The following is a 19,190-nucleotide window of genomic DNA, read 5'->3' on the forward strand; positions in this document are numbered from 1 at the left end:
ACTCGCGGTGCGTGGGATCCGATGTATCTTCGCCAGATTATTCTCGCCGTCGCGCTGCTCGGCGCTTTGGTTCGGTCCGGAACTGCCCTAGCTGAAGATGGTTTCCCGGCAGCGGGGTGGGAGCGCATAACCCCTGCGGAATTGGGCTGGTCAGAGACCGGATTGGCCCAGGCGCGATCCTTTTCGGATCAGATTCGCTCGAGCGCGGTCGTGATCGTCCAGCACGGAAAGGTGGTGGCCGAGTGGGGCAATACGACGAAGCCAATGGAGCTCGCGTCGATCCGCAAGAGCGTGCTCAGCGCCCTGATCGGCATCGCAGTGTCGGATCACCTGATCAATCTCGACAGCACGCTCGGCGAACTCGGCATCGACGATAATCCGCCCGGCTTGACCGAGGTCGAGAAGGCCGCGACGGTGCGCGAACTCCTCGAAGCGCGTTCCGGTGTCTACCACGCGGCGCTCTATGAGACGCCGGACATGGCCAGGATGAGACCGCCGCGCGGCAGCCACCCGCCCGGCAGCTTCTGGTATTACAACAATTGGGACTTCAACGCGCTGGGCACGATCTACGAGCACGCAACTGGCAGCGGCATCTTCGAGGCGCTCGACCAGAAGATCGCAAAGCCGATCGGCATGCAGGACTACCGGCAACAGGATGGCAGCTACGTCCGCGGCGAAGCGTCCATCCACCCCGCCTACGAGATCCGCATGAGCGCGCGGGACCTGGCGCGCTTTGCACTTCTCTATCTGCACAAAGGCAATTGGGCCGGACACCAGATCGTGCCACGGGAGTGGGTGGACGAGAGCACGCGTAGCTATTCGAGCACAGCGCTCGGGATGGGCTATGGCTATCTCTGGTGGATCGGTTTTCTGGGCGGTGCCGTTGCGCCCACGGTGACCTTGCCCGCGGGCAGCTTTTTGGCCCAAGGTCAGGGTGGCCAATACGCCTTGGTCGTGCCCGCACTCGACCTCGTCGTGGTGCATCGTGTCGACCGCGACGCGCCCTACGTCGAACCTTCTTTCCGTAGTATGGCCAGGCTCTTCTGGCTGATCCTGAAGGCCGATGGCTATGATCCGGGGCCTGATGCCTCACTCACCGCAGCGACCGGCGAACGGCCGACAGGCGAGGCCCTGGCCACAAAATTCCAGGGCAAGACGATCAGCTTCGGTACCAGGCTCAGGAATGGTCCGTTCACAATGCGATTCGAGCCCGACGGCCGGATGACCTATCCGCACTGGGACGAGGCCCTCGGACCCGCAACCGGGACATGGACGGTTGCGGACGACAAGATCTGTATCGTGATCTCGGATGCCAGGCGTCGCTGCTACATTCCTGTGCTGAACGGTGAAAAGATCGAGTTGTTCGACCAGCTTGGCTTGATGCAAATCGCCGGGGTGGCGCTGCCTCAGTGATCTGCATGCAGCGATCCGATCTGCTTCAGCCCGCGCCTACCGCGCTCGCAATCAGGTCGAATGGTTCTTCGACAGGATCGAGCAATCCGTCGGGGGCGGCGGCGCGCTGCGCCGGGATCGCCGCCGACGATCTTGCATTCGTTCAAATCGCGTCAATCAGGGACAGCGTCTTGACAGTCCGCATCCCCGTTCAATCAGACCTCATGCCGCGTCAGAACTTCGCGCCGAAGCCGCCATGGCCGCCCGGACCCGGACGCCCGCCGCCACCGGGTGGCGAGGATGAGGTCCCCTTCAATTCGGCCGGCGTCACCTTGCAGTCCGCATTCTTGTCGTACTGGCCGATGAAGCGGCTCGGCTTCTCCACGAACTCGGAACGGCTGACCTTTCCGTCGCGATTGTCGTCGAAATATCCGAGGTCCGCCTGGGCGAGCGTCCGCTCGGCACGACGGACCGCCGGAAATTCCGATGCGCTCAGAAACCCGTCATGGTTCTGATCGGCAAACCGGAAGATCTGGTCCATGTACCTCTTCCACTCGTCGCAGGTATAGGTGCCGTCATGGTCGTAGTCCCAGATCGGCGGTCCGTCGGCGAGCGGATCGGGACGCGGCGGCTGCGCGCCTCCTGGGGGCATCTGCGCGTAGGAATGGGAGACGCAGGCGGTGGAAGAGACGGCGATGACCAGAATCCCGATGGCCAGTCGCGTGCGTTTCGTGTGATTGAACAAGTTTGAATTCTGCATGATGATCCGAGCAATCAATCGCCGGCGGCCGAAGTGTGGCCTCGGCCTGCCCAGCAATCGACCGTTACAAATGGGAAGGAAATCGGGACGGGAGCGAATAACCCGAACTCACTTCGCTTCCTTGTTCAATTCGATGGAGACCTCGGAAACCCAGCATCCCGGCGCATCCATCAGGAAGGATTGATGGTTGCCCTTCGTCTGGATCGTCACCAGCGCGGCGACGGTGTTGCCCTCGATTCGCGCCTCGATCAGGCCGTCCTTGTTCGTGCCGTAGACCTTGCCGCCCTGCCGGTATTCGCTTTCGAACCAGTTGCCTGAAAGCTCCGTTCCATCCTGCTCGATGTTTGCGGACAGGACCATCTTGTACGCATCGCTGGCGCAGCGCAGGGCCAGGGTCAATGACCGACCCGGCTTCGTGACATCGTAGGCGACCTTGCAGCGAACCTTCTCGCGCGGACCGTCCGATGGTTTCATCAGGCCGTTGCCCGACCATGTGCCCGCGAGATCGTCCAGCGCCGCCGCGGCACATACCGGGGTGATTCCAACGAGCGCCAGGCAAGCCGCGCCGACGCCGATACGTGAAGCCAGGGAGTTCGAATGCATCTGCCGATCCTGATCCATAAAATCTGAGCCCGTCCTAGGCCGGGACAGCCGCAGGATGTTGGCGAAGACATTTACGGACGTTGCAGACATTGGCTGAACGTTGCCGGGATCGCGATCCCGGCACGGCGCAACAACTTACGAGAAGAGATCCAGATCGTTCGAGCGTGCGGGCCACGCGCTGCGTGGCCCGACGACGGCGGCGCCTACGGCCTGATCGTCATGTTCTCGGGCGGTCCGGGCTTTCGCAGCGGCTCCGCCAGCCGCGCGAATTCGCACAGCAACGATCTCGTCTTGCGGGGATCGACGATCTCCTCGACCCAGAACTTCTCGGCCGAACGGAACGGGGACCGCAGCTTGTTGAGCCGCTCCTCGATCTCCTTCAGCTTCCCCGCCTTGTCGTCGGCAGCGTCGATGTCGGCGCGGTAGGCCGCTTCGATACCGCCTTCGAGCGGCAGCGAGCCCCAATAGGCCGACGGCCAGGCGTAACGAATCGAGAAGCGGTCGGCGGGCTGATGCACGACACCGGCGACGCCGAAGGCGTTGCGCAGGATCACCGTGCACCACGGCACCGTGGTCTGGTTCACCGCGGCCATGGCGCGGACGCCGTGGCGGATGGTCGCCGCCTTCTCCGCATCGAGGCCGATCATGAAGCCGGGACAGTCCATGAGATAGACGATCGGCAGATGGAAGGTCTCGGCGAAATCGACCCAGCGCACCACCTTCTGGCACGCGTCGGCGGTCCAGGAGCCGCCATAGTGGAAGCTGTCGCTGGCGAGCAGCAGCACCGCCCTGCCCTCGAGCCGCGCCAGGCCGACGATGATCGGCTTGCCGAAATTGGAAGCGACCTCGAAGAACGAGCCCTTGTCGACGAGGGCCTCGATGATCGGCCGCATCTTGTAGACCTGCCTGCGGTTGCGCGGCACCGCATTCAGCAGCGCCTCTTCGGTGCGCTCCGGATTGTCGGTGCAGGGCACGGTCGGCGGCAGTTCATGGACCGAGGACGGAAGATAGGACAGGAAGCGCCGCGCGCAGGCGAACGCCTCCTCCTCGGTCTCGACCGCGTGATCGACCGCGCCGGCGCGGGTCTGGATGTCGGCGCCGCCGAGATCCTCTTTCGACAGGTCCTGGCCGAGGCGTTTCACCACGGGCGGCCCCGCGACGAACATCGCGGAGGACTTGGTCATGATCGAATAATGGCTGGCGGCAAGGCGCGCCGCACCGAGCCCTGCGACCGAACCGAGACCGAGCGCGACGACAGGCACGCGCGACAGGTTCTCCGTCGTGAAGCGGTACCAGCGGGTGCCGCCGATGCCGCCCGGCAGATTGGCCGCGCCCTTGGTCTCGATCGTCTTGACCGAGCCGCCGCCGCCGGAGCCCTCGATGATGCGGACGACGGGCAGGCGGAAATCGTGCGCCATCTCTTCCGCCATCAGCGGCTTGGCCGAGATCGACGCATCGGCTGAACCGCCGCGCACGGTGAAATCGTCACCGACCACGACGACGGTGCGGCCGTCGACGCGCGCCCGCCCGAACACGCAGTTCGCCGGCGTCAGGTTCTTCAATTCGCCGCTGGAATCGTACTCACCGATGCCGGAGACGGCGCCGATCTCGTGAAAGCTGCCTCCGTCGATCAGCTTGTCGATACGCTCCCGAACAGTCAGTCGGCCCTGGTCATGCTGACGCCTGACCTTGTCAACGCCGCCCATCTCCCGCGCGAAAGCTTCGCGCCGGGCGAGCTCGTCGAGTTCCGGCTTCCAGTTCATTCACTCCCTCCGAATTGATCGGCTTGTTATTGTTGTGCACGGCCATCGCGACCGGCTTGCGCGAGATGCGATTGTTGAAGACGTCGCCTTCCGCGCCCTCGAGCAGGCTGCCGAGCGAACGGCCGAGCCCGACCATCAGCGGCGCGACTTCGGCATGCAGACGCCGCTCGTCGTACATCGCCGCCAGAAGACCGATCGTGACGACCACGAAGGTCTGGTATTGCGGCGACCACAACGGCACCGCCAGCCCATTGATGTGCGGGCTCCAGAGGCCGCAGGCCACGACATAGCCGTGCTCGCGCAGGGATTGGCGGTTGGCCTCGATGCGGGGCTTGAGAATCCGCGCGGCCTCGGGGGCCTCACGCTCCATCTCCGCAATGAAGGAATCGCCGAGCTCGGGCGCCAATGCCGCCGTGTAGGCGGCTCCGGCGGCGGTCGAGGCCATCGAGATGCGGCTGCCGGTTCCTTCATGCAGGCCGAGCGCCGTCGCCGAGCGCGCGAACTGCAGATAGACGAGATGATAGCGATCGGGAACGACGAAGCCGACGGTACCCGGCACCTGATCGGCGACTTCCTGCAGCCGCTGCCGGATCATGCTGCGGAGCTGAGCGCCCTTCATCATCGAGGCGCTCATCGCGACCGCGCTCGGGCCGATGCGATATTTCTGATCGCGCGGCAGATAGACGAGCTGGCCCATGCGGGTCAGCGTGTGCGTCAGTCGCGACACCGTCGAACGCGGCAGACCGCAGCGGTTCGAAATCTCGAGATTGCCGAGCCGGGCCTCGTGGCCCTCGAAGCATCGCAACACGTCGAACGCGCGCGACACCACCTGGATGACATCACCCTCACCGGCATCTCCAGCGAGCATTCCTTGCCTACTCAACCGCTCCGAACGTCGTCCCATGTTTCCTACCAGTTGTTCCGCTGTGCGGAATTAAATTCCACTTGCAGACGAAGCTACCTCAGGCATTTTGCGACGACAACAAAAAGGCGATTGGCATGCCAGAAATTAAAATCGTCACCGAGATTGCAGGACGCGTCTGCGCAACTCCTGTGCAAGTCGGAGGAACCGTCGCGAACGGCGATGATGTCGTGGTCGTCGAAGCCATGAAGATGGAGATACCGGTGCCCTCGCCCGCCGCCGGCACGATCAAATCGCTATTGGTGAAGCTCGACGACATCGTCACCGAAGGCCAGGCCATCGCGATCGTCGCGAGTTGAGCGCGCATTTATCATGTCGGTCGCGTCCCGCGACAATCTGTCAGACAGCGACATCGTCGCGGTACGGTCTCGCTTTTGTGTCCACACGCTATGCGCCTGGCGAAGATGCCAACCTGCGGGCGGCATTGACGTTCGCCGTTGATGATACCGGCATGGGCCGCTTCAACGACGCCGGCAGCATCATCAAACATTCGGCATCACGCGCATCCGGCGCTCACGATGTCCCGGAATTGTCCGACTTCTCATTCTTGCTCGTCACATCGGACTGCCTGGCGAACGTCGCGACGGGCAACTGCCATCTGTATCGAATCGCCATGACGCGGAGACCGAAGCAGAGGATCAACACCACGATGGCCACGGGCGTCACCGGGGGCTGAAGCATGTGGCCGATCACGACGACAGTTGCAGCCGCCATTGCCGCGACGGCGTAGAGTTCGGCGCGCAGCACGGTCGGTATCTCGGTCAGCAGCACGTCTCGCACCATGCCGCCGCCGATTCCCGTCACCATGCCGAGCACGATCGCCATGACCGGGTTCAGCCCGTGAGCCAGCGCTTTCGATGTGCCGGCGACGGCGAAGAACGCAAGTCCCGCCGCATCGAACAGCAGGACCGCGTTGGACAGCCGCACGATCAACCCCGAGAAATAGAAGGTGAAGAGCCCCGCGAACAGCGACGTTCCGAGATAGCGCAGATCGTCGAACGCGGCAGGCGGGACCGCGCCGATCAGGAGATCCCGCGTGATCCCGCCCGAGTTCGCCGCCGCGAACGACAGCACCATGACGCCGAACAGATCGAGCCCTCGCTTGACCCCGGCCAATGCTCCGCTCAGCGCGAAGACAAAGGTGCCCGTGAGATCCGGCACAAGCCATAGCTGCTCCATCGTTCGGCTTTCCGGCATCAACGCAGAGAAATGCGCATCGGTCTTCGCAAGGTCGATCGGCTGTCCTAGGCCGGCAATCGATGCCGGACGGGTTGCGCGTTCCCTGATTGCGTTGCACAAGAGAGGTGATGACACCGCTCTCGCCTCCCGCCTCCGCCTGGACGCGCTCGAAGCCGCCGCTGCTGCGGTTTCTCGACACCTGCCTCAGCGAATTTGCGGCCGAGACCTCGGGCGCGGTGGCCGACTACATTCCGGAACTCGGCAAGGCCGATCCTGCCTATTTCGGCATCAGCCTCGCGACGCTGGATGGCCATGTCTACGAAGTCGGCGACAGCCGCGTGCCCTTCACCATCCAGTCGATGTCGAAGCCCTTCGTGTTCGCGCTCGCGCTCGATCTCCTGGGCGCCACGCGGGTCGAGAGCGCCATCGGGGTCGAGCCTTCGGGCGATCCCTTCAACTCGATCCGGCTCAATTCCGACAATCATCCGTTCAACCCGATGGTCAATGCCGGCGCTATCGCCTGCACCGGCCTGATCCATGAAAGCAAGGGCGCCGACGCCTTCGAGCAGATCCGCGCCGCGCTGGGACGCTTTGCCGGGCGCGATCTCGGCGTCGACGAGGCCGTCTACACCTCGGAGAGCCAGACTGGCGATCGCAACCGCGCCATCGCCTATCTGCTCAAGACCAACGCAGTGATCGCGGACAACGTCGCCGACGTCCTCGACGTCTATTTCCGGCAATGCGCGGTGCTGGTCACCGCGCGCGACATCGCGGTGATGGCGGCGACGCTCGCCAACCGCGGCGTCAACCCGGTCACCGGCGAACAGGTGGTCACGCCCTACGCGATCGCGCGGACATTGTCGGTGATGACCTCGTCGGGCATGTACGATTATGCCGGCGAATGGATCTACCGCATCGGCATTCCCGCCAAGAGCGGCGTCGGTGGCGGCATCCTCGCCGCCCTGCCCGCCCGCCTCGGCCTCGGCAGCTATTCGCCGAAGCTCGACAAGCACGGCAACAGCGTGCGCGGCATCAAGGTCTGCGAGGCGCTGTCCTCGCATTACGACCTGCACATGCTCAACCGCAGCGACGACGCACGCAACGTCATCATCGCCGACTACGATATCGGCAAGAGCCCGTCGCGGCGCGTCCGCCGGCCGCAGGAGCGCGATATCCTCGCGGCGCACGAGAACGAGGTCCGGGTCATCGAGCTGGTCGGCACGCTGTCGCTGTCGGCCGTCGACTATGTGTCGCGGCGGCTCGCCGGGCATCCGCGGCCGCAATTCGTGGTGTTCGACCTGCACCGCGTCACCTCGACCACCCGCGCAGGCGCACGGCTCGTGGCCGAAGCCTTCGAGGAACTGGCCGGGATGAGCGTCACGGTGATCCTCGCCGGCGTCAGGCGCGGCTCCAGGGAATGGAATACGCTGCGGGAGTGGACGGCCGAACTGAAGAACGTTCGCGACTTCTACCTGCTCGATACCGCGATCGAATGGGCGGAAGACCAGATCGTCTACCGCTACGGCGGCTCGATCGACTTCCACGAGACCACCGAGCTCGCCGAACAGCCGCTGCTGGCGGGCCTCAACGCGGAGGAGCTGACGGATCTCGCATCGATCTGCACGATCCGGACCTACCAATCCGGCGCCAAGATCCTGACGACCGGCGATCCCGCCAACGCCCTGTACTTCCTGCGCAGCGGCGCGGTGCATGTCACCCTGCCCGACGGCGTCCGGCTTGCGACCCTCACCGCCGGCATGGCGTTCGGCGAGATGGCCCTGCTGGAGCCGACGCGTTCGGCCGACGTGTTCGCGGACATGGCGGCGACCACCTTCGAAGTGCCCCTGAAGGATTTCGAGCGCTTCCGCAAGCAGCACCCGCGCGCCAGCGAACGCGTCATGCGCAACCTGGCGCAGCTTCTGGCCGATCGCCTGATCGTGGCGAATGCCAAGGTGGATATCCTCAGCGCGAACTGAGCGGTGGCCGCGCTCGAGCCGCATCCAGGCTCAGCGGCTGGCGGCCTCGCCCAGCCGGCGGCCGATCCTGGCAACGCTGGCCTTGAGCAGGTCGGACGGCTGCTGGCCGGTCGCCGCGCACAGGCAGGCCCAGTAGTAAATGACATCGCCGAGTTCGTCGACGAGGCCGGCCTGGTCGAGCCAGCCGTCGCGCAACAGCTTCTTGATGTGCTCGGCGACCTCGCCGGATTCACCGGCGAGGCCGAGACCGAGATAGGACAACCGTTCGTTCGACGGATGCTTGTCGACTTTCGCAATCGTCGCGGCCCAGGCCGCATATTCATCGATCGTCATCGGCACCTCGCCGTGGCTGTTGGATCAGCCGATCACTTCCGTCACCGGCTGGAGATCGATCTCGAACGTCTCGAGGAATTTCGATGTCATGATGTAGAACCCGACCGAGAGCTGCAGCTCGACCAGCGCCGCCGGCGTCAGCTTCGCGGCGATCGCCTTGAACGTCGCATCCGTCGGCTTGTTGAGCTTGACGATCTCGTCGGTGAAGGCGAGCGCGGCGCGCTGCACCTCGTCGAAGCAGGTCGCGGCCTGCCAGTTCACCAGCGCCTCGTTCTGCGCGTCGGTGACGCCGACATTCTTGCCGATGCGCTTGTGCGCGACGACTTCGTAGGGCGCTTCGCACAGGATGCCGGTGCGCGTGATCGCGAGCTCGCGCACGATCGGATCGAGCTCGCCCTTGTGGCGGATGGCGCCGCCGAGGCGGCAGTACTGCTCGAAATAGCTCGGCGAGTGCGCCATCATGCGGAAGATGTTGGCGTGGCGGTTCTTGTCGAGGATGTCGCGGGTGCGTTCGGACGCCTTGGACGGGTCGCTGTAGTCGATACGGGCCATGATTTACCTGACGTTTCCTGAAGATTTTCCTCGCGGGCCTTCCCAGGCCTTTGATGCTTATTGTGGCTGCCGGCTTAGGTTCCCCAAAACTCTATTCTTGCGGCGACGCAGGAGCAACATCATCGAGTCAAATTGCCGCCGCATTGCTGATCGACCCTGACACAGTCGATATTCGCAGCGTGGGGACAAATCGCTGTGAAGACTCGAAGTGGGGTGTTCCGAGTAAAAACAATTGACCGCCGCGCGCGCCAGCCGCGCACGATGAGTCACGCCCAAGTCTAGGGAGAAGATGGCATGAAGGAAGCCACCAGGAGGGCGGCCTCGGGAGCGCTCGCGCATATGCTGGCGGTGACGGCGATGCTCGTCATCGCCAGCATCCTGTTCTACGGGCGTTAGTAAGCGTTGTTTGAGTTTTCGTCATTCCGGGGTGGCTCTCGCACAAGCCAAGCCCAGAATCCCGTTCCAGGCTCGGTCTCCGGACCGCCCCCGAATGACGAATGCCCCGTTCCGATGAATCCGGAACGGGGCTCTCGATCTTGGCTTGCGCGTTTCTTTCAGGCGGACTGATATCCGCTTCGCTCAAAGGCCTTACGATTTCTTCGTGAAGAACGGCACCAGCTTTCCCGCAAAGGACTTGAAGCCCACATCGACATCGTCGCCGATGACGAGATCGTTCTCGCCATGCGCCATCATGCGAAAGCCTTCGGTACAGTCGACCAGCAGGATGTTGTAGGGCACGTGGGCGCGCGTCTCGGGAGTGGCGGCGCGACAGACCAGCGAGGTCGCATAGACCCGGCCCCTGCCGCTGGCGCGCTGCTCCATCGGATCGGATGCGCCGCAGGCCGCGCAGAAGGCGCGATGGAAATACTGCACATGACCGCACGAGGTGCAGGTCTGATAGGTGATGGCGTGCTCACCCCTGGTCCAGTCCGCGATTCGTCCGCTCATCGCACCTTCTCCAGGAACATGCTCACGTGGGACGACAACACGCCGCCGTCGCCGTGCAGCAGCGCGATCGAGGCATCGCGCACCTGACGATCGCCCGCCCGCCCCGTCATCTGCAAATGCGCCTCCACGAGATGCGCCATCGCGCCACCGACCCCGCAATGACCGTAGCTGAGCAGGCCTCCATGCGTGTTCAGCGGCATTGCGCCGTCGCGCCCGAAGTGTCCGGCGCGCACCCTTGCGGCCGCCTCGCCGCGTCCCGCAAGGCCGAGATCTTCCAGCAGCATTGCGAGCGTGATGGTGAAGCTGTCGTAGATCGCGGCGTAGCGCACATCGGAGATCGCAACGCCCGTGGCCTGCCTAGCGCGCGCGATTGCGATCTCGGCGCCGAGCTCGCTCAACGCGGGTGCGGCCGTGACATGCTGATGCGTATGCGCCTGGGCGCAGCCGCGAATGCGCACGCCCGCTTCGCCGGTTCGTTCGCGGCTGACGATGAAGGCGGCGCCACCGTCGGACACCGGGCAGCAGTCGAGCAGCTTGAGCGGCATAGCCACCGGCTTCGAAGCCATGACGTCGGCGACCGTGATCGGATCGCGGAATTGCGCGCCGGGATGGGTGCAGGCATGGGCTCGCATCAAGACCGCGAATTCGGCGAGGTCCTCTTCGCTCACGCCGTATTCGTGCATGTAGCGGGTGGCGACGAGGCCGTAATAGGCCGGAATGGTCGGCCCAAGCGGCACCTCGTAGTCGGGATGCCCGACCTGTGCCAATGCCTGGATCGAGGCGTCGCGGCTCTGCCCGGTGAGGCGGTTCTCGCCGGCGACCACGAGCACGTTGCGCGCGACACCGGCGTCGACGAGATGATGCGCAAGCATAGTCATCGCAAGCCCGGTCGCCCCTCCGACCTGAACGGCATGGGCATAGCTCGGGCGAATTCCGAAATGCTCGGCGAACACGGTCGCCAGCATGATGTGCGGCGATACGGTGGAATAGCCGCAGAGCACGCCATCGATGTCGGAGCGCCTCAGTCCGGCGTCGTCGAGCGCGGCTTGGGCGGCCTTGCTCATCAGATCGAGCGAGGACGAGCCTTCGTGCCTGCCGTAGGACGTGAGACCGACACCGGTGATGAAGGTCATCGCTCCTTCTCCTCTTCGTCATTCCGGAGCGGCCCGAAGGACCGAACCCGGCCTCTCGAGATCCCGGGTTCGATGCTCCCGCATCGTCTCGGAATGACGGATGAGAGAACCGTGGCCATCCTGCTCCCTATTCCGGCGGCGAGCGCGTGACGCCATCGCGGACCATGGCCGCGATCTCGTCGGCGGAATAGCCGATCTCGCGCAGGATCTCCGCACCGTTCTCGTTCAGCCGCGGCGCCAGCCGCACCGGTTCGGCCTCGGTCTCCGACCAGTTCGCAGTCACCTTCATGCTGCGGATCGGGCCCTCCGTCGGATGGTTGACGACAGGGAAGAAGCCGGTCGCCTCCAGATGCTCGTCGTGCAGGATCGAGGCGAGGTCGTGCATGGGCATCACCGGCACATCGGCCCTGGTCAGCAGATCGATCCATTCGGCCGTGCAGCGCGTCTCGAAGATGCGCGCCAGCTCGGCATAGACGACGTCGATGTTGGCGGCACGGCCGGCGAAGGTCGCGAATTTGGGATCGGCCCGGAGATCGTCGCGTCCCGTGGCCTTGAAGAAGTTCTCCCATTGCTTGTCGTTGTAGACGATGACGCTGAGGTAGCCGTCCGACGTCTTGTAGGGCCTGCGGTCGCGCGAAAGGTGGCGGGCATAGCCGCCCTTGTCGAGCGGCGGCTCGTAGGTGAGCCCACCCATATGGTCTCCCATGACGAAACCGGCCATGGTCTCGAACATCGGGATATCGACGCGCTGGCCGCGCCCGGTCCGATCGCGATGCACGAGGCTGGCGCAGATTGCGCCGACCGCAGTGAGGCCGACGATGCGGTCGACCAGCGCGTTCGGCACGTAACGCGGCACGCCGTCGCCGGTCTGCGCCATCAAGGCCGGCAGCGCGGTCGCGCCCTGGATCAGATCGTCATAGGCGGGCTTGGCGGCATAGGGGCCGTCCTGGCCGAAGCCGAACACGCCGGCATAGACCAGGCGCGGATTGATTTCGGAGACGACGTCGAAGCCGAGCTGGAGCCGCGCCATCGCCTGCGGGCGGACGTTGTAGACCAGAACGTCCGCGTCCTTGATCAGGCGCAGCACGGCTTCGCGGCCGGCGGCCTTCTTCAGATCGAGGCAGATCGAACGCTTGCTGCGGTTGGTGTTCAGGAACACCGGCCCCATGCCGGTGTGGCGCATCGGGCCGATCAGGCGCGTGACGTCGCCTTCCAGCGACTCCACCTTGATGACGTCGGCACCGTAGTCGCCGAGCATCTGGGTCGCATAGGGCCCCATCAACACGGTGGTCATGTCGATGACCTTGATGCCCTTCAACGGCCCCATCGTCTGCTCCCGATTTGCGCGGGCCGACATGCCCGCGATTTCGGTCCACCTAAATGCAGCCGAAGGCGCGACGCAAGCGCCGCGAACGTATGGCCGCATGCGTCACGCGGCGAAACGGCCGCTATTTCTTCCGGCGGGATTCGCGGATCTTAATGAGACGGTCGAGCTCGTCGTTCTGCTGGTTGATGCGATCGGCGATGCGCGACTCGTTCTGCTCGCCCGAGGCGGCGGCGGCCTGCTCGATCAGCTGGCGGATATTGTCCTCGAGGATCGCGATGCGATCGTTGAGTGCGTCAATCGACAGCGAGTCTTCGTAATCATTGCTCATGATGCTTTCCCCGGAACCAATCAGGAGCGTAGGGTGGGCAAAACCGAGCATGCCCGCCATGATCCAGCGCAAGGATGACGGGCAAGGCGCATGCGCGCCCTGCCCATTCCACAGTGCCGGAATTACTTCAGCGGCTCGAGAACCGAGACGTAGTTCGCGACCGCCGCGCCGCCCATGTTGAAGATGCCGCCCAGCTTGGCGTTCTTGAGCTGCATGCCCTCGGGCGCTTGCCCGGCGAGCTGCATCGCGGTCATCACATGCATGGAAACGCCGGTGGCGCCGATCGGATGGCCCTTGGCCTTCAGGCCGCCGGACGGATTGACCGGCAGCTTGCCGTCCTTGAGCGTCCAGCCTTCCTTGATGGCGCGCGCACCCTGCCCCTTCGGCGTCAGGCCCATCGCTTCGTACTCGATCAGCTCGGCGACGGTGAAGCAGTCATGGGTCTCGACGAAGGAGAGATCGGCGAGCGTGACACCGGCCTTCTCCAGGGCGCGCTGCCAGGCGACGGTGCAGCCCTCGAACTGCAGGATGTCGCGCTTGGACATCGGCAAGAAATCCTGAGCGTGCGCAGTGGCGCGGAAGCCGATCGACTTGCTCATGCCCTTGGCGGTCTCGGCATCGGCCAGCACCAGCGCCGCGGCGCCGTCGGAGACCAGCGAGCAGTCGGTGCGCTTCAGAGGACCCGCGACGTAGGGGTTCTTCTCGCTCTCGGCGCGGCAGAAGTCGAAGCCGAAATCCTTGCGCATCTGGGCGAACGGATTGGCGACGCCGTTCTTGTGGTTCTTGGCCGCGATCAGCGCCAGCGCATCCGACTGGTCGCCGTATTTCTGGAAGTAGGAGCTCGCGATCTTGCCGAACACGCCGGCGAAGCCGCCGACCGTGTCGCCGTCCTCGGGCAGATAGGAGGCCTTGAGCAGGTTCTTGCCGATCTCCGGTCCCGGCGTGCGCGTCATCTGCTCGACGCCGACGACCAGCACGATCTTGGCCGCACCGGCGGCGATCGCGCGCAGGCCCTGATGCACGGCAGCCGAGCCGGTGGCACAAGCATTCTCGACACGGGTGGTCGGCTTGAAGCGGAGCTTCGGGTCGGCCTGGAGCACGAGCGAGGCGGTGAAGTCCTGCGGCGAGAAGCCGGCGTTGAAATGGCCGAGCACGATCTCGTCGACGTCGCCGGCCGAGATGCCGGCATCCGCCAGCGCCTCATTGGCAACGCGGGTGACGAGGCTCTCGACGGTTTCGGTATCGAACTTGCCGAACGGCGTATGCGCCCATCCGACGATGCTGGCGGTCATGGTCTTTTCTCCTTTGGGTCTCTCACCTGACCTAAGTCTTAGCGCAGGGATGGCAAGACTTCACGCGGCTTTCAGGGCGCCGAGGGTGCGCTGGCAGATGGCAGTTATGCCGGCCCAGTTCCCGGCCCTGATCTCCGCCGTCGGGCACAGCCAGGAACCGCCGACCGCCACCACGTTCGGCTCGGCGAGCCAGGTCGCCGCATTGGCCTCGCCGACACCGCCGGTCGGACAGAACCGCACGTTCGGGAACGGACCGCCGAGCGCCCGCAGGCCCTTGATGCCGCCGGCCTGTTCGGCCGGGAAGAACTTCGCGACATCGAAGCCATGCGACAGCGCCAGCATCAGCTCGGATGCCGTGGCGATGCCCGGCGCGAACGGCAGGGAGCTGTGCGCCGCCGCCTTCAGCAGATCGGGGGTCAGGCCCGGGCTGATGCCGAAGGCGACGCCGAGCTTCTCCACGCGGGTGAAGTCGGCCGGATTGAGGATGGTGCCGATGCCGACCACCGCCTCGGGGACTTCGGACATCATCGCCCTCGCCGCCTCGATCGCCACGGGGGTGCGCAGGGTCACCTCCAGCGTGCGGACCCCGCCGGCAACCAGCGCACGCGCCAGCGGCACGGCGTCCTGAATGCGCTCGATGGTGAGGACGGGAATGACGGTCGCGGCCTTGAACAGCGCGACAAGGTGGTTCTGTTGGGCGCTCGTGGTCATCTGGCGGGTCTTGTCTTTGATATTCTCTTGGATGTTCGTTTCACTTGAGTGCCTGGCGCGTGGTCGCCGGCCGGTGCCGCTTCCTGGGCGGCATGGCATAGCCCGGAATGATGGCGCCGGGATAGCAGATCACGAGGCTGGCGAGCCGATGGCCGGCCTGGGCGGCATCGACGGGGTCGGCACCCGCAAGCCGGGCGGCGATATAGGCCGCCGCAAAGCTGTCGCCCGCCGCGGTGGTGTCGACCACCGGCTTGGTCATGGGCTCGGCGCGGACTTCGCTGCTGCCGCCGGGAAAGCGCAGGAGGCTCACGGGTTCGGCCAGCCGGAAGACCAATTCGGGACTGGGGATGCGCGCCATCAATTGCCGCTGGTCCTCGCCGGGATAAAGCTCGAGCAGGTCCTCGGTCGAGGTCAGCACGATGTCCGCGATCGCGAAGGCCGCGGCGAAGACCTCGCGGGCAACGTCGCGGTCGGGCCAGCCGCGCGTGCGGAAATTGGTGTCGAACACGAAGCGGGTGCCGAGCAGCCGCGAGCGCCTGATCGCGGCGAACAGCCGGTCGCGACCGGGCGCATCGTAGATCGACAGCGTGATGGCCGAGAGATAGATGATGTCGTAGCTCATCAGCGAGTTGAGGATCTCGTCCGTCTCGGGCAGATCCATCAGCCGCCGCGCCGCGGCACTGTCGCGCCAGTGGAAGAACTGGCGCTCACCCTTCGCATCGGTCTGGATCATGTAGAGGCCGGGCAGCTTGCCCGGCAACTTCACGACGCGCCTGGTGCCCACCCCCTCCGCGGTCCAGGCCGTGATCATCTCCTCGCTCAGGGCGTCGTCACCGAGCGCGGTGAGATAGTCGACCTTGACCTCGAGCCGCGCGAGATAGACCGCAGTGTTGAGGGTGTCGCCGCCGAAGCCGCGCGAGTACAGGCCCCCGCCCTGCCCCTGTCCGGCGGACGTTCCCGCGGAATGCCCGCCCTGGGCCTGCCGGAGCTCGACCATGCACTCGCCGATGCAAGCAACGCTCGCCATCACACACCCTACGCTGTTCACCGCTTCGGTCAGGCGACGAAATTGCCGCCGAGCTCGTCCTCGATGTGAATGCGGATGATGTCGTCGAAGGTCTTCTCGGCGGTGGTGAAGCCGAGTTCGAGCGACCGCTTCGCGTTGAAATTGCGCGGCCAGCCGCCGACGATGCCGACGATGAACGGATCGGGCTCCCGCTTGATGCGGGCGGCGACCTTCTCGCCCGCGACGCGCTTCAAGGCCGCGATCTGCTCGCCGACCGTGGCCGAGAGGCCCGGCATGGTCAGGTTGCGGCGCGGGCCGACCGTGGCGAGGTCCATCGTGCCGGCGTGCAGCAGGAAGCCGACGGCGGAGCGCGGCGTGGCGTGCCAATGGCGGACGTCCTCCGACACCGGAAGGATGGCTTCCTTGCCGGCCAGCGGCTCGCGCAGGATGTTGGAGAAGAAGCCGGAGGCCGCCTTGTTGGGCAGGCCGGGCCGGATGCAGACGGTCGGCAGGCGGATGCCGATGCCGTCGAGGAAGCCGCGGCGCGAATAGTCGGCGAGCAAGAGTTCACCGATCGCCTTCTGGGTGCCGTAGCTCAGCAGCGGCGTGTGGAAGAACTCGTCGCCGATCGCCTCCGGGAACGGGGCGCCGAACACCGCGATCGAGGACGTGAAGACCACGCGCGGCTTGTAGCCGCCGCCGGCGAGGCGGATGGCATCGAGCAGCATCCGCGTGCCGTCGAGGTTGATGCGATAGCCCTTGTCGAAATCGAGCTCGGCCTCGCCCGAAACGATTGCGGCCAGATGGAAGATCACGTCGGGACGGCCGGCGATCAGCTTCTCCGCCGCGCCCGGCACGGCGAAATCGCCCGAAACGGTCTCCACGGCGAAACCGGCCTTTTCCGGCTTCTTGGGCTCGACCACGTCATGCATGGTCAACTTGGTGATGTCGCTCTTGCCGAGCCGGCCGTCGCGCAACAGCCGTTCACAGAGTTTGCGGCCGACCATGCCGGCGGCGCCCAGAACCAGAATGTGCAAGAGCCTACTCCTTCTTATTGGCCGGAACGCTCCGCTGTCGGGACGTTCACCTGGCGCGCTCTCGAGGCAGGCCCCGCGATCATTCCTTCACGGCGCCGGTCATCGCCGACACATAATACTCCACGAAGAAGGAATAAAGGATAACTACGGGCACCGAGCCGGTCAGGGCCGCCGCCATCAGGGCGCCCCAATGGTACACGTCGCCATTGACGAGCTCGGTGATGGCGCCGACCGGGATGGTCTTGTTCTCCGACGAGGAGATGAAGGTGAGCGCGTAGATGAACTCGTTCCAGGACAACGTGAAGGCGAAGATGCCGGCCGAGATCAACCCGGGCAGCGACAGGGGCAGCGTGATCTTGGTCAGGATCTGCAGCCGCGTGGCGCCGTCGATCAGGGCGCATTCCTCCAGCTCGTAGGGAATGGTGCGGAAGTAGCCCATCAGGAGCCAGGTGCAGAACGGGATCAGGAACGTCGGATAAGTCAGGATCAGCGCCAGATTGCCGTCGAACAGGCCGAGCTTGAACACGATGGCGGCCAGCGGAATGAACAGGATCGACGGCGGCACCAGATAGCCGAGGAAGATCGCCAGCCCGATGTAACGCGAGCCGGTGTAGCGCAGCCGCTCGATCGCATAGGCCGCGCACACGCTGGCGAACAGCGAGATGAAGGTCGAGGACACCGAGACGATGACGGTGTTCCACATCCACAGCGGATAGTCGGTGTCGAAGAACAGCTTCTTGACGTGCTCCAGCGTCGGGTGCGCGATCAGGAACGGATTGTATTTGTCGTAGTCGTACATCTCCGCGTCCGGCTTGAACGTCGTCACCGCCATCCAGTAGAACGGAAACAGCAGGAAGACCACGATCAGGCCGAGCGGGAGATAGACGCGAAGGAGCTTCCGCGGAAAACTCTCCAGATAGGACATTCCGACGCTCTGGTCGTCCACGGTCGTCATGGTCAGTCCCTCCCGCCCTGCTGCCAGCGGGAGCGCTGAAGTCCGAAGAAGCTGAGCAGGATCGCGGCGACGAGGAACGGGATCATCGCATTCGAGATCGCCGCGCCTTCGCCCAAATTTCCGCCGGTGATCGCGCGCTGGAACGACAGCGTCGCCATCAGGTGCGTGGCGTTGATCGGGCCGCCCCGCGTGATGGTGTAGATGAGCTGGAAGTCGGTGAACGTCATCAGCACCGAGAACGTCATCACCACGGCGATGATCGGCGACAACATCGGCAGAGTGATGTGGCGGAAGCGCTGCAGGTTGGTGGCGCCGTCGAGATTGGCGGCCTCGTACAGCGAAGGCGAGATGGTCTGCAGGCCCGCGAGCAGCGTGATCGCCACGAAGGGCACGCCGCGCCAGATGTTGGCGACCACGACCGACCAGCGCGCGTTCCAGGGATCGCCGAGGAATTCGATGTAGCGCGTCAGCAGGCCCGCCTTGATCAGCACCCAGGAAATGATCGAGAACTGGCTGTCATAGATCCACCAGAACGCGATGGCGGAGAGCACCGTCGGCACCACGAAGGGCAGCAGCACGATGGCGCGCAGCATCGACTTGAACGGCAGATTCTCGTTGAGCAGCAGCGCGAGATAGAGCCCGATCGCGAATTTCACGATGCTGGCCGTGACGGTGTAGAAGATCGTGTTGAACACCGACAGCCAGAAGACGGAGTCCTTCCACAACGAGACGAAGTTGCCGAAGCCGATGAAGCGTCCCTCGCCGCCGATCTTGGTGTCGGTCATGCCGAGCCAGAACCCCAGCGCGAGGGGATAGGCCAGGAACAGCAGGAGGATGGCGATCGCCGGCACCATGAACATCGCGCCGAGGCAGTTTCGACTTTCGAACGCTCTCGACCACAGGCTGCTGCGCTTGACCTGCGCGGCGACAGGTTCGGCCATGACTGCCATGTCGGACTCCCCTCACGGAACGA

General features: G+C 64.8%; 20 protein-coding genes. 3 read left to right on the forward strand and 17 right to left on the reverse strand.

The features are described 5' to 3' along the window. Nucleotides 1–21 precede the first annotated feature (21 nt). Nucleotides 22–1,413 carry a serine hydrolase domain-containing protein gene (locus QM712_RS28225; protein ID WP_415026435.1) on the forward strand — a complete coding sequence of 464 codons (1,392 nt, stop codon included), beginning with the start codon at nucleotides 22–24 and terminating at the stop codon, nucleotides 1,411–1,413. Nucleotides 1,414–1,624: 211 nt separating this feature from the next. Here the strand turns inward: QM712_RS28225 and QM712_RS28230 are convergent, their stop codons facing one another. From QM712_RS28230 to QM712_RS28245, 4 genes are all read right to left on the reverse strand, one after another. Next, nucleotides 1,625–2,137, reverse strand: coding sequence for an EF-hand domain-containing protein (locus QM712_RS28230; protein ID WP_415026436.1), 513 nt, complete (start codon nucleotides 2,135–2,137; stop codon nucleotides 1,625–1,627). A gap of 123 nt (nucleotides 2,138–2,260) precedes the next feature. Beyond that, the gene (locus QM712_RS28235; RefSeq protein ID WP_415026437.1) at nucleotides 2,261–2,755 is read right to left on the reverse strand and encodes a hypothetical protein; all 495 of its coding nucleotides are present in this window, start codon (nucleotides 2,753–2,755) and stop codon (nucleotides 2,261–2,263) included. 203 nt (nucleotides 2,756–2,958) lie between these two features. Continuing rightward, nucleotides 2,959–4,518, reverse strand: coding sequence for an acyl-CoA carboxylase subunit beta (locus tag QM712_RS28240; protein ID WP_415026438.1), 1,560 nt, complete (start codon nucleotides 4,516–4,518; stop codon nucleotides 2,959–2,961). Continuing rightward, nucleotides 4,448–5,422 (reverse strand): IclR family transcriptional regulator, encoded by a 975-nt coding sequence (locus QM712_RS28245; RefSeq protein ID WP_415026439.1) that lies wholly within the window; start codon nucleotides 5,420–5,422, stop codon nucleotides 4,448–4,450. The genes QM712_RS28240 and QM712_RS28245 overlap by 71 nt, the downstream gene beginning before the upstream one ends. Nucleotides 5,423–5,517: 95 nt before the next feature. Here QM712_RS28245 and QM712_RS28250 point away from each other — a divergent pair, with 95 nt between their 5' ends. After that, nucleotides 5,518–5,739, forward strand: coding sequence for an acetyl-CoA carboxylase biotin carboxyl carrier protein subunit (locus tag QM712_RS28250; protein WP_415026465.1), 222 nt, complete (start codon nucleotides 5,518–5,520; stop codon nucleotides 5,737–5,739). A gap of 214 nt (nucleotides 5,740–5,953) precedes the next feature. Here QM712_RS28250 and QM712_RS28255 read toward each other — a convergent pair whose 3' ends face one another. Further along, nucleotides 5,954–6,619, reverse strand: coding sequence for a trimeric intracellular cation channel family protein (locus tag QM712_RS28255; RefSeq protein ID WP_415026440.1), 666 nt, complete (start codon nucleotides 6,617–6,619; stop codon nucleotides 5,954–5,956). Nucleotides 6,620–6,747: 128 nt separating this feature from the next. Here QM712_RS28255 and glsA point away from each other — a divergent pair, with 128 nt between their 5' ends. Next, nucleotides 6,748–8,595 (forward strand): glutaminase A, encoded by a 1,848-nt coding sequence (glsA, locus tag QM712_RS28260; RefSeq protein ID WP_415026441.1) that lies wholly within the window; start codon nucleotides 6,748–6,750, stop codon nucleotides 8,593–8,595. Between the two features lie 30 nt (nucleotides 8,596–8,625). Here the strand turns inward: glsA and QM712_RS28265 are convergent, their stop codons facing one another. From QM712_RS28265 to QM712_RS28320, 12 genes are all read right to left on the reverse strand, one after another. Further along, the gene (locus tag QM712_RS28265; RefSeq protein WP_415026442.1) at nucleotides 8,626–8,928 is read right to left on the reverse strand and encodes a nucleoside triphosphate pyrophosphohydrolase family protein; all 303 of its coding nucleotides are present in this window, start codon (nucleotides 8,926–8,928) and stop codon (nucleotides 8,626–8,628) included. A 24-nt stretch (nucleotides 8,929–8,952) separates the two neighbouring features. Beyond that, nucleotides 8,953–9,480, reverse strand: a complete 528-nt coding sequence (locus tag QM712_RS28270) for a carboxymuconolactone decarboxylase family protein (RefSeq protein ID WP_415026443.1) — start codon at nucleotides 9,478–9,480, stop codon at nucleotides 8,953–8,955. Nucleotides 9,481–10,068: 588 nt separating this feature from the next. Further along, nucleotides 10,069–10,428, reverse strand: a complete 360-nt coding sequence (locus QM712_RS28275; RefSeq protein WP_415026444.1) for a Zn-ribbon domain-containing OB-fold protein — start codon at nucleotides 10,426–10,428, stop codon at nucleotides 10,069–10,071. After that, on the reverse strand, nucleotides 10,425–11,561 hold the full coding sequence (locus QM712_RS28280; protein WP_415026445.1) for a thiolase family protein: 1,137 nt from the start codon (nucleotides 11,559–11,561) through the stop codon (nucleotides 10,425–10,427). Before QM712_RS28280 ends, QM712_RS28275 begins: the two co-directional genes overlap by 4 nt. A gap of 127 nt (nucleotides 11,562–11,688) precedes the next feature. Then, nucleotides 11,689–12,888 carry a CaiB/BaiF CoA transferase family protein gene (locus tag QM712_RS28285; RefSeq protein WP_415026446.1) on the reverse strand — a complete coding sequence of 400 codons (1,200 nt, stop codon included), beginning with the start codon at nucleotides 12,886–12,888 and terminating at the stop codon, nucleotides 11,689–11,691. Between the two features lie 121 nt (nucleotides 12,889–13,009). After that, nucleotides 13,010–13,216, reverse strand: a complete 207-nt coding sequence (locus QM712_RS28290) for a hypothetical protein (RefSeq protein WP_415026466.1) — start codon at nucleotides 13,214–13,216, stop codon at nucleotides 13,010–13,012. Between the two features lie 122 nt (nucleotides 13,217–13,338). After that, a complete protein-coding gene (locus QM712_RS28295) occupies nucleotides 13,339–14,508 on the reverse strand; it encodes an acetyl-CoA acetyltransferase (RefSeq protein ID WP_415026447.1) in 1,170 nt (389 codons plus the stop codon). Between the two features lie 60 nt (nucleotides 14,509–14,568). Further along, nucleotides 14,569–15,219, reverse strand: a complete 651-nt coding sequence (gene eda, locus QM712_RS28300; RefSeq protein ID WP_415026448.1) for a bifunctional 4-hydroxy-2-oxoglutarate aldolase/2-dehydro-3-deoxy-phosphogluconate aldolase — start codon at nucleotides 15,217–15,219, stop codon at nucleotides 14,569–14,571. A 40-nt stretch (nucleotides 15,220–15,259) separates the two neighbouring features. Continuing rightward, nucleotides 15,260–16,246 carry a sugar kinase gene (locus QM712_RS28305; RefSeq protein WP_415026449.1) on the reverse strand — a complete coding sequence of 329 codons (987 nt, stop codon included), beginning with the start codon at nucleotides 16,244–16,246 and terminating at the stop codon, nucleotides 15,260–15,262. A 29-nt stretch (nucleotides 16,247–16,275) separates the two neighbouring features. Next, the gene (gene denD / locus QM712_RS28310; RefSeq protein WP_415026450.1) at nucleotides 16,276–17,262 is read right to left on the reverse strand and encodes a D-erythronate dehydrogenase; all 987 of its coding nucleotides are present in this window, start codon (nucleotides 17,260–17,262) and stop codon (nucleotides 16,276–16,278) included. Between the two features lie 79 nt (nucleotides 17,263–17,341). Further along, nucleotides 17,342–18,217 carry a carbohydrate ABC transporter permease gene (locus QM712_RS28315; RefSeq protein WP_415026451.1) on the reverse strand — a complete coding sequence of 292 codons (876 nt, stop codon included), beginning with the start codon at nucleotides 18,215–18,217 and terminating at the stop codon, nucleotides 17,342–17,344. 2 nt (nucleotides 18,218–18,219) lie between these two features. Then, entirely contained in the window at nucleotides 18,220–19,167 is a 948-nt protein-coding gene (locus tag QM712_RS28320; RefSeq protein ID WP_415026452.1) for a carbohydrate ABC transporter permease, read from the reverse strand. Nucleotides 19,168–19,190 lie beyond the last annotated feature (23 nt).

Origin of the sequence: Bradyrhizobium sp. (genome assembly GCF_047605465.1) — a bacterium.
Classification (GTDB): Bacteria; Pseudomonadota; Alphaproteobacteria; order Rhizobiales; family Xanthobacteraceae; genus Bradyrhizobium.

Bases quoted from the DNA above. Each gene is read 5' to 3' on its own strand.
- QM712_RS28315 (WP_415026451.1), bottom strand. From the start codon at position 18,217: ATGACGACCGTGGACGACCAGAGCGTCGGAATGTCCTATCTGGAGAGT.
- QM712_RS28285 (WP_415026446.1), bottom strand. From the start codon at position 12,888: ATGGGGCCGTTGAAGGGCATCAAGGTCATCGACATGACCACCGTGTTG.
- QM712_RS28280 (WP_415026445.1), bottom strand. From the start codon at position 11,561: ATGACCTTCATCACCGGTGTCGGTCTCACGTCCTACGGCAGGCACGAA.
- QM712_RS28235 (WP_415026437.1), bottom strand. From the start codon at position 2,755: ATGCATTCGAACTCCCTGGCTTCACGTATCGGCGTCGGCGCGGCTTGC.
- QM712_RS28265 (WP_415026442.1), bottom strand. From the start codon at position 8,928: ATGACGATCGATGAATATGCGGCCTGGGCCGCGACGATTGCGAAAGTC.
- QM712_RS28275 (WP_415026444.1), bottom strand. From the start codon at position 10,428: ATGAGCGGACGAATCGCGGACTGGACCAGGGGTGAGCACGCCATCACC.
- QM712_RS28255 (WP_415026440.1), bottom strand. From the start codon at position 6,619: ATGGAGCAGCTATGGCTTGTGCCGGATCTCACGGGCACCTTTGTCTTC.
- glsA (WP_415026441.1), top strand. From the start codon at position 6,748: ATGACACCGCTCTCGCCTCCCGCCTCCGCCTGGACGCGCTCGAAGCCG.
- QM712_RS28250 (WP_415026465.1), top strand. From the start codon at position 5,518: ATGCCAGAAATTAAAATCGTCACCGAGATTGCAGGACGCGTCTGCGCA.
- QM712_RS28270 (WP_415026443.1), bottom strand. From the start codon at position 9,480: ATGGCCCGTATCGACTACAGCGACCCGTCCAAGGCGTCCGAACGCACC.
- eda (WP_415026448.1), bottom strand. From the start codon at position 15,219: ATGACCACGAGCGCCCAACAGAACCACCTTGTCGCGCTGTTCAAGGCC.
- QM712_RS28320 (WP_415026452.1), bottom strand. From the start codon at position 19,167: ATGGCAGTCATGGCCGAACCTGTCGCCGCGCAGGTCAAGCGCAGCAGC.
- QM712_RS28295 (WP_415026447.1), bottom strand. From the start codon at position 14,508: ATGACCGCCAGCATCGTCGGATGGGCGCATACGCCGTTCGGCAAGTTC.
- QM712_RS28305 (WP_415026449.1), bottom strand. From the start codon at position 16,246: ATGGCGAGCGTTGCTTGCATCGGCGAGTGCATGGTCGAGCTCCGGCAG.
- QM712_RS28240 (WP_415026438.1), bottom strand. From the start codon at position 4,518: ATGAACTGGAAGCCGGAACTCGACGAGCTCGCCCGGCGCGAAGCTTTC.
- QM712_RS28225 (WP_415026435.1), top strand. From the start codon at position 22: ATGTATCTTCGCCAGATTATTCTCGCCGTCGCGCTGCTCGGCGCTTTG.
- QM712_RS28245 (WP_415026439.1), bottom strand. From the start codon at position 5,422: ATGGGACGACGTTCGGAGCGGTTGAGTAGGCAAGGAATGCTCGCTGGA.
- QM712_RS28290 (WP_415026466.1), bottom strand. From the start codon at position 13,216: ATGAGCAATGATTACGAAGACTCGCTGTCGATTGACGCACTCAACGAT.